The 14,784-nt window shown below is 66.8% G+C and carries 6 protein-coding genes; 5 read left to right on the plus strand and 1 reads right to left on the minus strand.

The genetic code is table 11. From position 1 onward, the window contains the following. The first annotated feature begins 65 nt into the window (after positions 1–65). From LGY53_RS12590 to LGY53_RS12600, 3 genes are all read left to right on the plus strand, one after another. The gene (locus LGY53_RS12590; RefSeq protein WP_225726861.1) at positions 66–8,528 is read left to right on the plus strand and encodes a non-ribosomal peptide synthetase; all 8,463 of its coding nucleotides are present in this window, start codon (positions 66–68) and stop codon (positions 8,526–8,528) included. Next, positions 8,525–8,755: an MbtH family protein gene (locus LGY53_RS12595; protein ID WP_225726862.1), complete on the plus strand. Its 231-nt coding sequence runs from the start codon at positions 8,525–8,527 to the stop codon at positions 8,753–8,755. Before LGY53_RS12590 ends, LGY53_RS12595 begins: the two co-directional genes overlap by 4 nt. 99 nt (positions 8,756–8,854) lie before the next feature. Next, the gene (locus LGY53_RS12600; protein WP_225726863.1) at positions 8,855–10,063 is read left to right on the plus strand and encodes a cytochrome P450; all 1,209 of its coding nucleotides are present in this window, start codon (positions 8,855–8,857) and stop codon (positions 10,061–10,063) included. A gap of 54 nt (positions 10,064–10,117) precedes the next feature. Here LGY53_RS12600 and LGY53_RS12605 read toward each other — a convergent pair whose 3' ends face one another. Next, complete coding sequence (locus LGY53_RS12605; RefSeq protein ID WP_225726864.1) at positions 10,118–11,026, minus strand: phytanoyl-CoA dioxygenase family protein; 909 nt, start codon at positions 11,024–11,026, stop codon at positions 10,118–10,120. 287 nt (positions 11,027–11,313) lie between these two features. On the opposite strand from LGY53_RS12605, the gene LGY53_RS12610 reads away from it, so the two are divergent. Further along, complete coding sequence (locus LGY53_RS12610) at positions 11,314–12,504, plus strand: cytochrome P450 (protein WP_225726865.1); 1,191 nt, start codon at positions 11,314–11,316, stop codon at positions 12,502–12,504. A gap of 14 nt (positions 12,505–12,518) precedes the next feature. Further along, positions 12,519–14,783, plus strand: a complete 2,265-nt coding sequence (locus LGY53_RS12615) for a DPP IV N-terminal domain-containing protein (RefSeq protein WP_225726866.1) — start codon at positions 12,519–12,521, stop codon at positions 14,781–14,783. The last annotated feature ends 1 nt before the right edge of the window (position 14,784 follow it).

The following is a 14,784-nucleotide window of genomic DNA, read 5'->3' on the forward strand; positions in this document are numbered from 1 at the left end:
GGGCCGCTGGGCGAGCGTCGCCCCGTCCCGCAGGCCGCGGCTGCGCCGGATGGCTGAGGAGTGACATGGTCCCGTTATCTTTCGCGCAGCGGCGCCTGTGGTTTCTGTACCGTTTCACCGGACCATCGGCCACCTACAACATTCCCGCGGTGTTCTGGCTGCGCGGCACGCTCGACGTCGACGCGCTGGTGGTGGCGATCGGTGACGTGGTCGCCCGGCACGACAGCCTGCGCACGCTGATCGTCGAGGACGATGCGGGCACCCCGATGCAGCGGGTGCTGCCCGTCGACGACGTGGTGCTGGACGTATCCATGAAATCGGTGCCGACCGCCGAGGTCGACGCGGTCGTCGCCCAACTGTACGACCGCCCGTTCACCCTGGCCGCGGAGATCCCGATCCGCGCGCGGGTGCTGCGCTGTTCGGCGACCGAGCACGTGTTGGTGCTGATGATCCACCACATCTGCGCGGACGGCGGCTCGGTGGTGCCGTTCCTGCGCGATCTGGCGACCGCATACGAGGCGCGGCGCGCGGGCGAGACGCCCGACTGGATTCCGCTGCCGGTCCGGTACGTCGACTACACGCTGTGGCAGCAGGAACTGCTCGGCAGCGAATCCGATGCCGATAGCCTGCTCGCCGCTCAGGTTGCCTATTGGCGGCAGGAGTTGGCGGGCATTCCGCAGCCGATCCGGTTGCCGGTGGACCGGCCGCGGCCCGCGATCATGGGCAACGGCGGCGGGGCCGTCGATCTGATCATCGAACCCGAGCTGTTCGCCGCCCTTCGAGAATTGGCCCACGCCAACGACGTAACGGTATCCATGGTATTCCAGGCCGCCGTCGCCGTGCTGCTGCACCGGCTCGGCGCCGGCGACGATCTCGCGATGGGTTCGCCGATCGCCGGCCGCACCGACGAGGCGCTCACCGATATGGTCGGATTCTTCGTCAACACTTGGGTTTTGCGGGTCGCGCTGGCCGGGAACCCGTCGTTCGACCGGGTGCTGCGGCAGGTGCGCGAGAAGGCGCTCGCCGCATACGAGAATCAGGACGCGCCGTTCGAGCGGCTCGTCGAATTGCTCAACCCGGACCGCTCGCTGGCCTACCACCCGTTCTTCCAGGTCATGTTCGCGTGGCAGAACTTCGCGCGGCTCGATCTCGAGCTGCCGGATCTGGTGATCACCCCGCAGCTGTTCGCCACCAGCACCGCGAAATTCGACCTGTTCTTCAACCTCGGCCCGGATGAATCGGGCCAGGGCGTGCGCGGCGTAATCGAGTACGCCACAGACCTTTTCGACCGATCGACCGTCGAGCTGATCGGAGTGCGGCTGTGCGGGGTGCTCCGCCGGATCGTCGCCGCACCGCACGACCCGGTCGGCGCGATCGACGTACTGCGACCGGGCGAAGCGGACTGGTTGCTCTACGCGCTGAACGACACCGCGACCCCGGCGCCGGACCTGTCGATTCACGAGGCGTTCGCCCGCCGAGCCGCCGCGGACCCGGACGCCGTCGCGGTGGAATCCGCGGACACGATCCTGAGCTATCGAGATCTGGACCATCGCTCGGATGCCATGGCGGCCGAACTCATCCGTCACGGCGTCGGCCCGGAAGCACTGGTGGCCGTAGCCCTACCGCGCTCACCCGACCTCGTAATCGCCTTCCTCGCAATACTGAAGGCTGGCGGCGCCTACCTGCCGATCGATCTCGACTACCCGGCCGATCGAGTGGCGTTCATGCTGCGCGACGCCGCGCCCGCCGTAGTGATCACGGACGGGACTTTCCCGCCACCAGATGGTTTGCCGCCGTTGCGGATCGATGATCTGCATGCCGCCTCCACGCTGTCTCCGGATTCGGTTGGTGGCGATCGGTTTTCCCGTAGCACCGACGCCGAATCCTCGTTGGATGGGTTGTCGCCGAGGGAAATTGGTGAGTCGCGCGGAGCTGGAGCGGTGCCGCCGAACCGTGCCGGTGATGAGCGGGTTTCCCGCACTGTCGCCGAGGATGGGAGTTCGGATCGGCCGGATGGACCGCCGTCGGTGCGGATCGGTGAAACACGCACCGCCACAAAACCTTCAGCGGATTCTACCGGCGGCGATCGGCTCGCATACGTCATGTACACCTCCGGCTCGACGGGGGTGCCCAAAGGTATTGCGGTGACGCATCGGAATGTGGTGAGCCTGGCGGCGGATCAGCGGTATCGCGTTGGCGCGCATGAACGGGTGCTGTTGCATTCGCCGCATGTTTTCGATTCGTCGACCTTCGAGTTGTGGGTTCCGCTGTTGGGTGGGGGTCGGCTGGTCGTCGCACCGGCCGGATCTCTCGACGCGGCAGCGCTTTCCGCGCTGGTCGCCGGTGAGCGGCTGACTGCGTTGTGGTTGACCGCGGGACTGTTCGCCGCCGTTGTCGATCAGGATCCCGGTTGTCTGGCCGGGACGCGCGAGGTGTGGGTCGGCGGTGATGTCGTCTCGCCCAGCGCCGTCGCGAAGGTGCTTGCGGCATGTCCAGGTCTTGCCGTGGTCAACGGCTACGGGCCAACGGAGACAACGGTTTTCGCTACATGCCATCGGGTGGGCGAATCCGTCGGCCCGAGTGTGCCGATCGGTGCGCCGATGGACAATATGCGGGTCTATGTGCTCGACGAGCGCCTACGGCCGGTCCCGCCGGGCGTGGTCGGTGAATTGTATGTAGCGGGAACGGGTTTGGCGCGCGGGTACCTGCGGCGTCCCGGCCTGAGCGCGGCCCGCTTCGTGGCCTGCCCCTTCGCCGCCGATGAACGGATGTACCGCACCGGCGATCTGGTTTCCTGGAATTCGGCCGGTGAACTGGATTTTCACGGCCGGGTGGACGATCAGGTGAAGGTCAGGGGCTTCCGGATAGAGCCGGGGGAGGTGGCCGCCGCGCTGACCGAACATCCTGCCGTCGCACAGGCGGTGGTGGTGGCGGGCGAGGATAGTCTGGTCGCCTACGTGGTTCCAGATCTGTCCGGCGGCTCCGCCGCAGAGCAGGTGCACGAATGGCGCGAGGTCTACGAGCGCATGTACACCGCGCGGCCCGCCGAATTCGGCGAGGATTTCTCCGGCTGGAACTCCAGCTATACGGACAAACCCATCCCGCTCGCCGAAATGCGGGAGTGGCGCGCCGCCGCCGTCGAGCGAGTGCTGTCCACGCTGCCGCGCCGGGCGGGCGCGACCGTTGCGCGGTATCGGGTGTTGGAGATCGGTGTCGGATCCGGATTGCTACTCGCACAACTTGTTTCGCATGTCGACGAATACTGGGGAACCGATTTCTCCGCGAACGCGATCGAGCGGCTGCGGGCCCAGGTGACCGAGGCGGGCTGGGCCGACCGGGTTCGACTGCATTGCCGAGCCGCCGACGAACTGGCCGATCTCCCCGCGGGCGCCTTCGACACCGTCGTGCTGAATTCGGTCGTTCAATACTTCCCGACGGCCGACTATCTCGATAAAACCCTGACCGCGGCGATGGAGTTGCTGGCTCCCGGCGGCCGCATCTTCATCGGCGATGTGCGCAATGCCCGCACGCTGCGGCTGCTGCACACCGCCGTCTACCGGACGCGGTATCCGAGCGCCGCCGAATCCGCGGTGCGGGCCGCGGTCGAGCACGCCGTCTTCATGGAGAAGGAGTTGGTGCTCGATCCGGAGTGGTTCACCCGCTGGGCCGTCCGCAACGCCGCCGGTGTCGACATTCGGTTGAAGGGCGGTTCGGCGCACAACGAGCTGACCCAGCATCGCTACGAGGTAGTCCTGCACAAAGCCCCGACCCAGCTGGTTTCGTTGCGAGGCTTGCCGACGGCGGTGTGGGGTGAAGACGTGCACGATCTGATTGGTGCCGAGAAGTTCTGCCGACGCGTCGGCGCGACACGGATCGCCGGTATTCCGAACGCTCGCCTCATCCCGTCCGGCATCGACCCGCAGCAACTGCGCGACCGGGCGGCGGCGCTCGGCTGGGATTCGCTCGTCACCTGGTCGGCTGCCCCCGCCGAATTCGACGCCGTGCTCCGGCTGGAATCCCTTGACGCGGTGCGCGATTCGTACCCGCTGACCGACTGCTATCGCCCCGGCGCGCGAACCGACCTGACGCTGTCCAACAATCCGGCGAATATCCGCGAGGTCGGACCGATGCTGTCCGCACTGCGCGGCTACCTGGCCGAGCGATTGCCGGAATACATGGTGCCGTCCGCGGTCGTCGCCATCGGCTCGATTCCGTTGACGCCCAACGGAAAACTGGATCGCCGTGCGCTGCCCGCACCGGATTACGCGGCCGGTGGGCGGGGTGCGAGCACCCCGCAGGAGGGCATTCTGGCCGGGCTGTTCGCCGAGGTCCTCGGCCTGAGCCGGGTCGGCGTCGACGACGACTTCTTCGCCATCGGTGGGCATTCCCTGCTGGCGATACGGCTGGTCGGCCGGATCCGGGCAGAACTGGGGGTCGAGGTGCCGGTGCGCACCGTTTTCGAGGCGAGCACCGTCGCCGAACTGGCCGCCGTCATGGACACCGGGCAGCGGACCCGGCCGCCGCTGATCCCGCAGGCCCGTCCCGAGCGGGTGCCGCTCTCCTTCGCTCAGCAGCGAGTCTGGTTCCTGCACCGCTTCGAGGATTCCTCGACCACCTACAACATGCCGACGATGCTGCGGTTGCGCGGCAAGCTCGATGTGGCCGCGCTGCGCTCGGCGCTGCACGATGTGCTCGCCAGGCACGAAAGCCTGCGCACGATCATCGCCGAGGACGACGACGGCCTGCCGTACCAGTGGGTGCTGCCACCCGAGCGGGTGCACTCCGCCATCGAGGTCCGCGATATCGCCCCGCCGGATCTACCCGCCGCCATGGCCGCCGCGGCCACTCACCGTTTCGATCTGGCCAGCGAAATTCCCCTGCGCGCCAAGGTGTTTCGAATCGCGGACGACGACAATGTGCTGGCTCTCGTGCTGCATCACGTGGCGGGCGACGGCAGTTCCGCGGCCCCGCTGGTGCGCGATCTCGCACTGGCGTACAGCGCGCGGGAGCAGGGCCGCCCGCCCGCCTGGCAGCCGTTGGCGGTGCAGTACGCGGACTACGCCATCTGGCAGCGACGGATGCTCGGCGACGCGTCCGATCCGGATAGCCTGCTGGCCAACCAAGTTGAGCATTGGCGGCGGGAACTGGCCGGAGTTCCGGAGCCGCTGCCGCTGCCGCTGGACCGGCCCCGCCGCGCGACCGGCGGACTGCGCGCCGACAAGGTCGAATTCACCATCGACCCGGCCCTGCTGGCCCGCGTCGAGGAGCTGTCGCGCGATCGCAGGATGACGGTCTCGATGACATTGCAGGCCGCGCTCGCCGTGCTGCTGCATCGGATGGGCGGCGGCGCCGACATCACGATCGGCGCACCGCAGGCGGGCCGCGTCGATCACGCACTCACCGACCTCATCGGCCTGTTCGTCAACATCTGGGTGCTGCGCGTGCGCTTGAACGGCGACCCGTCGTTCGAGCAGGTGCTCGACCAGGTGCGAGACCGGGCCCTGACGGCATACGACAACCAGGACGTGCCGTTCGACCACCTCGTCGGCGTCCTCAACCCGAACCGCGCCGCAGGCCACCACCCGCTCTGTCAGGTGGTGCTGGCCTGGCAGAACAGCCCGGCCGCCGAACTGCGCCTACCCGGGCTGGTCGCGACCATCGAGCCGGTCCCCGACACCGGCGCGCCGAAGTTCGACCTCTTCTTCAACCTGGCACCCGACCCCGGTCGCGGCGCGGCGGGCTACGTCGAATTCGATGCCGACCTGTTCGACCGAGACACCGTTGCCAAGCTGGTCAACCGATTCCAGCGGGTGCTGGAACGGGCGGTCGCCGATCCGGCGGCACGGACGGGCGCGTTCGACGTCTTCGAACCCGGCGAATTCGACCGATTCGTCCGCGAACCCAACGAGACGACCGCCCCGCTACCTCTGAACACCATCCCCGCACTGTTCCAGAAACAGGTCGACACGGTGCCGGACGCGATCGCGATCACCGACGGCGCCACGTCGCTGACCTACCGCGCCCTCGACCACGCGGCGAACCGGATAGCCTGCGCGCTAACGAAATTCGGCGTCGGCCCAGAGTCGATAGTCGCGGTCGCGCTACCGAGATCGATCGATCTCGTGCTCGCCCTACTGGCTGTACTGCGGGCCGGTGGCGCATACCTGCCCATCGATCTGGGCTACCCCGCCGAGCGTGTGGAGTTCATGCTGCGCGACGCCCGGCCACTACTGGTGCTGTGCACCGCCGAATTCGCCGAGCGACCAGCCTCTGACGGCCGCCCGCGAGTAGTCATCGATGAACTCCGCACGGCAACAGGCGAATTCGGGCCGCCAACGGGGGATGGACTGGCGTGGGCGGCCGGTGGATTCGTGTCGCTGTCGACCGGTGACGAAATCCGCACGGCAACAAGCGAAGTCACACCGCCAACGGACGATGAGCTCGCGCGGGCGACGAACGGATTCGGGCCGCCGCGGATCGACGGTGACCAGCTGGCGTACGTCGTGTACACCTCTGGCTCGACCGGTGTCCCCAAGGGGGTCGCCGTGACGCACCGGGATGTGGTGGGGATGGCGGTGGATCGGCGTTGGCGGGGGGCGCATGGGGCGGTGCTGTTGCATTCGCCGCATTCGTTCGATGCGGCGGCGTTGGAGTTGTGGATTCCGTTGCTCGGTGGCGGGCGGATTGTTGTTGCGCCGCAGGCGGAGTTGGATGCGGATGAGTTGGCGGCCTTGGTGGTTCGTCATCGGTTGACCGCGGTATTTCTGATGGCCGGATTCTTCGCGGTGTTGGTCGAACAGGATCCGGGCTGTCTGGCCGGGTTGCGTGAGGTGTGGGTGGGCGCCGATGTGGTCGCGCCGGCCGCGGTGGCCCGTGCCATTGCGGCGAATCCTGGGCTGACCGTCGTCAACCTGTACGGCCCGAGTGAGGTGACCGTGCTGGCCACCCGCCATCCGGTGACCGAGGAACCGCGGGCCGCCGAGCTGCCGATCGGCCTGCCCATGGACAACATGCGGGTCTATCTGCTCGACGCCGGGTTGCGGCCGGTCCCACCGGGTGTCGTCGGCGAACTGTATGTCGCGGGTATCGGCCTGGCGCGCGGATATCTCGGCAGACCCGGCCGCACCGCGGAGCGATTCGTCGCCTCGCCGTTCGACCGGGGCGAACGGATGTATCGCACCGGCGATCTGGCCGCGTGGAATCCGTTGCGGCAGTTGGTTTTCCGTGGGCGGGCGGATAGTCAGGTGAAGGTGCGCGGGTTCCGTATCGAACCCGGCGAGATCGAGGCCGCCCTGCTGGAGCATCCCGCCGTCACGCAGGCCGCGGTGGTCGCCCGCGACGGCGCGGCGGGCACGCGACTGGTCGCCTATGTGGTCGCGGACCAACCCGAGGACCTGCGGGCCTACCTGGCCACGCGGCTGCCCGCCTTCATGGTGCCGTCGGCGGTGGTGCCGCTCGACCGGCTGCCGCTGGCGCCGAACCGCAAGCTGGACCGGGCCGCGCTGCCGGATCCGGAGTTCACGGCCGCCGAATACCGGCCGCCGCGCACCGCCGACGAGGCGGCGCTGGCCGCACTGTTCGGCGAGCTGCTCGGCGTGGATCGGGTCGGCATCGATGACGATTTCTTCGACCTCGGCGGTCACTCGCTGCTGGCCATCCGGCTGGCCAGCCGGATCAAGGCGAAGCTGGGTATCCCGGTACCGGTGCGCACGGTGTTCCAGCATTCCATCGTCGCCGATCTGGCGGCCGAAATCCGTTCCGGCGCAGGTGATTCGGAGGATCCGTTCGCGCCGGTGCTGCCGATCAGGACCGATGGGCAGTGGCCGCCGCTGTGGATGATCCGGGGCGGCGGCGGACTCTGCTGGCCGTATCTGGCCTTCGTCAACTATCTGCCCGACCGGCAGCTCTACGGCATCCAAGCGCGCGAATACGACCGGACCCGGCCGAAATCGACCTCGGTGGAGGAGATGGTGGACGAGTACGTCGGGCATGTGCTGGCCTGCCAACCCGATGGGCCGTATCACCTGATGGGCTGGTCGGCGGGCGGCGCGTACGCCCACGCGATGGCCGTCGAGCTGCGGCGCCGCGGACACCGGGTGGACCTGCTGGTGATGATGGACGCCTCCACCCACGCCGGGCACGGCGCCGCGGCGAGCATTTCCGATGACGAGGTGGTGCGGGACGAGGGGAACCGGCAGATGGTCCGGGACTATCTCGGATTGTCCGAGGACGAAACGGAATTCGAGGAACTGCTGCGCACCATCGCCGTGCTCACCAGGGAGCAGGCGGTGCTGCTCGACGAATTCTCTTCGCACACCCCGGTTTTCGACGGTGATGTGCTGTTCTTCAATGCGGTGGTCAACGATCACCACTTTCCCGACCAATGGCGGCCCTATGTGCTCGGCGAAATCCGCGTGCACAACATCGAATGCGATCACCGCGAGATGTCCCAGCCGAAATACGCGGCGATCATCTGCGCCGAGATCGCCCGAGCGTTCACCGATATCCGAATTCAGGAGGAGATATGAGCACCAACCCGTTCGACGACGAGGACGGCGAGTTCTTCGTCTTGATCAACGCGGAGGAGCAGTACTCGCTGTGGCCGACGTTCGCCGATGTGCCCGCGGGCTGGCGGGTGGTGCTCGGCCCGGAGACCAGACAGCGCTGCCTGGACCACATCGAGCAGACCTGGACGGATATGCGTCCGAAAAGTCTGCGCGACGCGATGGCCGCGGACGCCGCGGGCACCGCATAATGCCGCGGCTGTCCTGTCGACGAGACAGCGTCCTTGTGCCGGGCGAAAATCGCTGAATATCGTTGACTTTGCGGTTCAGCTCTTCGAAGGGGTATTTCGATGACAAACTATCCGATGGTCGATATGGCCGATCGCTGGAAAATCCAGCCCGACCATTTCTGGATGCACGGCCAACCGCCGGCCGAGCCGATTCGTTTCGACGAGGCGTTCGGCCGCTGGGACGTCTACGGATACGACGATATCGTGCGAATTTTCGGTGATACGGTGAATTTCTCGTCCGATATCAAGCGCCTGTTCAGTTCGCCGGATGTCCAGGAACACAAGGAGGGTAATCTCATCCAGCTGGACGGCGAGGAACATCGCAAACTGCGCGCGTTGGTCACCAAGGCGTTCACCCCGAAAATCGTGGCCGATCTGGAGCCGCGCATTCGTGAGGTCACCGTCGAATTGCTCGACGCCGTCGCGGGCCGGGACGAAATCGAGCTGGTCACCGCGCTCGCGTATCCGCTGCCGGTGATCGTGATCGCCGAATTGCTCGGCATCCCGGGTTCCGACCGCGACCTTTTCCGCGACTGGGCCACGATTCTGCTGGAAAACACCTATCAGCTCTCGCTGGCCAATCAGGACGAGGAGCGCCCGCCGGAGGGCGAACGGCTCATCGATAAGGTGCAGCCGATGTTCGCCTACATGCTCGAGCATGCGAACGAGCGCAAGCGGGCGCCCCGCGAGGATTTGCTGAGCCAACTCGTCGCGGCCGAGATCGACGGCGAGCGGCTCACCGATACCGAACTGGTGAATTTCGCGGTCATGCTGCTGCTGGTCGGGCATATCACCACCACGATGATGCTCGGCAACACCGTGCTGTGCATGGATGCCGAACCGGACTGGACGGCGCGGGTGCGTGCGGACCGCTCGCTGCTGCCGCCGTTCGTCGAGGAGACGATGCGCCTGGTCAGCCCGCTGCCCGCGGTCGCGCGTTCCACCCTCGCCGAGGTGGAGATCGCGGGGCGGGTGGTGCCGAAGGATCAGATGATCATGCTCGGTCTAGGTGCGGCGAACCGGGACGAGCGCCGATTCGCCGACCCGCACGTCTTCGACCCGACCAGGGATCCGAACCCGCATCTGACCTTCGGCCGCGGCCTGCACTTCTGCCTCGGCGGCCCGCTGTCCCGGCTGGAGGCGAAGGTCGCGCTGAACGTGCTGCTCGACCGCTACCCGGTTTTGCGCACCGATCCGGACAACCCGCCGACGTTCATCCCGAATCCCGGTATGACCGGCGTGCAGACCCTGCCGCTGCGCACGGCCTAACCCGCTACGAAAAGAGCGAGTCCTCCCCGAGAGGACTCGCTCTTCCGATGTCGGCTACCTGCTGACCGTTCCTTCTTGCAGCCGCTGAACCATCCGGTGCGTGGTTTGCAGCGGCGTTTCCCCCGGCGCGGGCGCGGTGAATCCGTTGCGCGCGTTGAGCTGCGCGATGCGGTCGTTCCATGCGTCGTGCCCGCGGAACGGAATGGTCTCCTCGGCGGAATAGACCGGGTAATTGCGATAGTTGTTGGCCGCCGTTCCGCGCTTGCCGCGCACCAGGATCGGGTCCAGGTAGAGACCTTCGTTCGCCACCGTCGTCGAGGTCGCGATATAGCCGATGTCCAGGCCGCAGCGCCGATTGTCCGAGGCATTGGGTTCGGAATAGTGCAGGATATTCGGGTGGTGGATGGATACGTCACCGGGCGCGAGTTCGATATCGACGATGCCCGCCTTGGCCACCCATTCGTCGACCAACTCCTGGCTGGTCTGCGAATAGAGCATATTGGGGGTGTCGGTGCGGGATTCCGGCGGAATGATCGGCACCCGGTGGCTGCCCGGCACGATGCGCAGGCACCCGTTGCTCGTATTGGACGGGTCGATGGCCACCCAGACGGTCAGCGCGACCAGCGGCCGCAATTTCCAATAGGCGCCGTCCTGATGCCACAGCACCGGCCTGCCGTCCTTCGGCGGTTTGCATACGTAGTGCGCGGTGAAGCAGGCCAGATCAGGCCCGAGGAATAATTCGGCGATGTCAACGAGCCGGTCGTCGGTGACCAGGCGCACCCAAAAGGCATCGTTGCGCATCAGCGGGTGGTGATACTCTTCCGGCCGCAGCTGCGGATAACGCCGGCCGAGCCATTCGACATGCGCCTGCGCCTCTTTTATCAGCTCGGCGTCCAGGACATTGCGGATTATCGCGAATCCGTTCTCTTCGTACTCCCGGGCGAGGGTATCGGCGTCGAGCATTCTGAATTCCCTTCGACTATTCGGCTAACATTCTTGTACGCCGATCTGATCCATGGCTCGCCGGTTGAGCATTTTCGGCCGGGGACGAACCGGCTGCGCCATCAGAATTTTACCGTCGCGGGCGGGGCGGTAACCGTGCTGTCGGGCATCCCGATGTCCTGGCGACGGGACATTTGTGAAAGGCCGTTCATATCGACACCGGCGCGGCGGATCTGAAACAATCAGTCGACATTCCGCCACCTCGGAAACATCATGCGGGAAATAACCAGCGAATTACGGGAGAGGCCATGTCCGCACTGGCTGAGCGATGGAAATTGGATGAACAGCGCTTCTTCTGGATTTATGGTGAGCAGGGGCGGGCGCCGAAACGGGTCGAGCTGGACGAACGCACCGGCATCTGGAATGTGCACGGGCACGCCAACGCGCTGCAGGTGCTGAACAATCCGGCGATCTTCTCATCGGGCACCGGCCGCCTCATCCCGGAGCAGAGCGAATTCGACGAGGGCGCCATCACCCAGCTGGATCCGCCGCGGCACACCAAGCTGCGCAAGCTGGTCACCGCCGCGTTCACCCCGCGGGCGATCGCCGAACTGGAACCGCGCGTGCACGCGATCGTCGATACGCTGCTGTCGAAGGTCGAAGGTGCGCGCGGATTCGATCTGATCACCGATTTCGCCTACCCGCTGCCGATCACCGTGATCACCGAACTGCTCGGGGTGCCCGCGGACGATCATGTGCTGATCCAGGGCTGGGTGGACCGAATGCTCAGCGGGACAACGGAACTGTCCCTGGTCGACCACGAGAACGACAGCGAGATCGTCGATGTGCTCGCGCAGGCCAAGCACATCACCGATTATCTGCGCGGGCTGGTGAAGGAGCGGGTGGCGAACCCGTGCGACGACATGCTCACCAAACTCGTCCAGGCCGAGGTGGACGGTGAGCGGCTGACCGAACCCGAGATCGTCAACTTCGCGAACGCGCTGCTGGTGGCCGGGCATGTCACCACGACGCTGCTGATCGGCAGCACCGTGCTGTGCCTCGACGCGTATCCGGAAGCAGACCGAGCGGTCCGCTCCGATCGGAGCCTGATGCCGACGCTGCTGGAGGAGACGCTGCGCTACTTCCCGCCGATCACCATGATGGCGCGGGTCACCAATGCCGAGGTCGAACTCGGCGGCGTCACCATCGGACCCGACCAGTTCGTCGCGGTCTGGTCGCCGACGGCCAACCGCGACGACGAGGTCTTCGCCGACCCCTTCACCTTCGACCCGGCGCGCGAACCGAATCCGCACCTGTCCTTCGGCCGCGGCGCGCACTTCTGCATCGGCGCCGCGCTCGCCAGGCGCGAGGGATATATCGCGATGAACGCGCTGTTCGATCGCTTTCCGGGGCTACGCGTCGACCCGGACGGCACCCCGACGTTCATGACGAGCCCGAATCTCAACGGCCTGACCAAACTGCCCGTCGTCGTCGACTGACCGGAGGAATCAGGATGCAACTCGACGCGAGCGCCTACCGGACGGCGGAACAACTGCTGCGGCACAATCGGGCCGGGCTGGTGCTCGGCGGTAAGGTGCGGCCGCGCTGGACCGCGGACGGCGGCTTCTGGTACACGGTGGACACCGAGCGGGGACGGCAATTCATCCTCGTCGACCCGGTCGCGGGGGTCCGGCGGCCCGCATTCGACCACGAGCGGCTGGCAGCAGCACTTGCGTCCGCGTCCGGGCAGTCGGCCGATGCCGCGGCGCTGCCGTTCGCCGCAATCGAAACAGCCGGGGACGCAATCGAATTCGACGCGTTCGGCACGCACTGGCGATGTGCGCTCGGCGACTACACCTGCGCGCCGGCCGAGGCCCGGCCGGCGGGCAATCTGCTCGAAGTCGCCTCACCCGACGGCAAAACCGTGGTCTTCCGCGCCGGATACGACCTGCGCGCCCGCTCGCTCACCGGCGGCGCGGACTGGGCGCTGACCGAGGACGGCACCCGCGAACGCGACTACGGATCCAACCCGGACTACTTCATGTACTCGACGCTGCTGGCCTCGCTCGGGGTGCCGCATCTGCCGCCGTCGGTCGCGTGGTCGCCCGATTCGACCCGGGTACTCACCCACCGGACCGATCAGCGCGGCGTCCGGGAGACCCATCTGACGCGCGTCATGCCCGCGGACGGCGGCGCACCCGAACTGCTCACCCAGCGCTTCGCCATCCCCGGTGACGAACATCAGCCGATGGCCGAACTCGTCGTGCTGGATATCGCCGCGGGCACGGTGATTCCGGCGCTCGCCGAACCGATCCCGATGTCGATGAGTTCACCGATCGCCCGGCAGTGGGCGTGGTGGTCGGACGACGGTTCGGCCGTGTACTACCTGAATACGACGCGATACGCGAAGGAGTTGAGCCTGCACCGGCTCGACCCGGTATCCGGCGAGGTGCGCACCATCCTGTCCGAGTCGGCGACGACCTGGATCGAACCGGCGCAGCGATTCGCGCAGGCGCCCATCGTCAAGGTGCTCGGGTCGGAGGTGCTGTGGTTCTCCCAGCGTGACGGCTGGGGACACCTGTACCGCTACGGCATCGAGGACGGTGCGCTGCGCAACCAGGTGACCTCCGGTGAGTGGGTGGTGCAACAGATACTGCACGTCGACGAGCACGTCGTCTACTTCCTCGCGTCGGGCCTGATCGCGGCGGACCCCTATCGCAGGACGGTGTGCCGGATCGGCCTCGACGGCACGGATTTCACCAGGCTGACCGATGACGACCTCGACCACGCGGTGACGGTCTCGCCGGACGGTTCGTACTTCATCGACTCGGCATCCACCACCGACATCGCACCGGTGCACACGGTGCGCGGCTGGGACGGCGATGTGCGTGTCGAACTGGAACGGGCCGATATCTCCCGGCTCGTGGCGACCGGATGGACTCCGCCGCAGCGTTTTCGGACGACCGCCGCCGACGGCTCCACCGACATCTGCGGAATGCTTTACCTCCCACACGGATTCGATCCGGACAAGCGATACCCGGTGCTCGATCATCCATACGGATTTCCGATCGCGAACCGCGTGAGCCCGTGCTTCGATCCCGGCTATTACGGCACCGACGCGGAAGTGCTTGCGGCGCTTGGCTTTGCGGTGATCACGGTGGACGGGCGCGGTTCGCCGGGCCGGAGCAAGGCGTTCCACGACGCCGCGTACGGGCGGTTGGCCGACGCGGCCGGGCTCGCGGATCATGTTGCGGCGCTGCGTGAATTGGCCGCGACCCGGCCCTGGCTCGACCTGGACCGGGTCGGGGTCTTCGGCACATCCTCCGGCGGTTTCGCCGCCGCGCGGGCGCTGCTCGACTTCCCGGATGTCTTCAAGGCGGGCGTCGCCGAGACCGGCATGCACGATATGCGCTACGTCGACCTCGGTATCGCCGAGATGTACAACGGCCCGCTCGGCGACGCGTATACGGCGGCGGCCAATACGGAATTCGCGGACCGGCTCGTCGGCAAACTCCTGCTGGTGCACGGCGGTCTGGACGACAGCGTCGCACCCGATCTGACGCTGCGACTGGCCGAGGCGCTGGTGCGGGCCGACCGCGATTTCGAACTGCTCATCGTGCCCGGCGCCGACCATTTCGGCACCGGCTATCAGCACTACCTCAACCGGCGCCGCTGGGACTTCCTGGTCCGCAACGTCACGGGCGCCGAACCGCCGGCCGGGTATCGGCTCACCCCGATCCCGATGGATATGGACGCCGTCGCCGAACTGTTCGGCTGAC

This window comes from Nocardia sp. JCM 34519.1 (assembly GCF_020361265.1).
GTDB lineage: Bacteria > Actinomycetota > Actinomycetes > Mycobacteriales > Mycobacteriaceae > Nocardia > Nocardia arthritidis_A.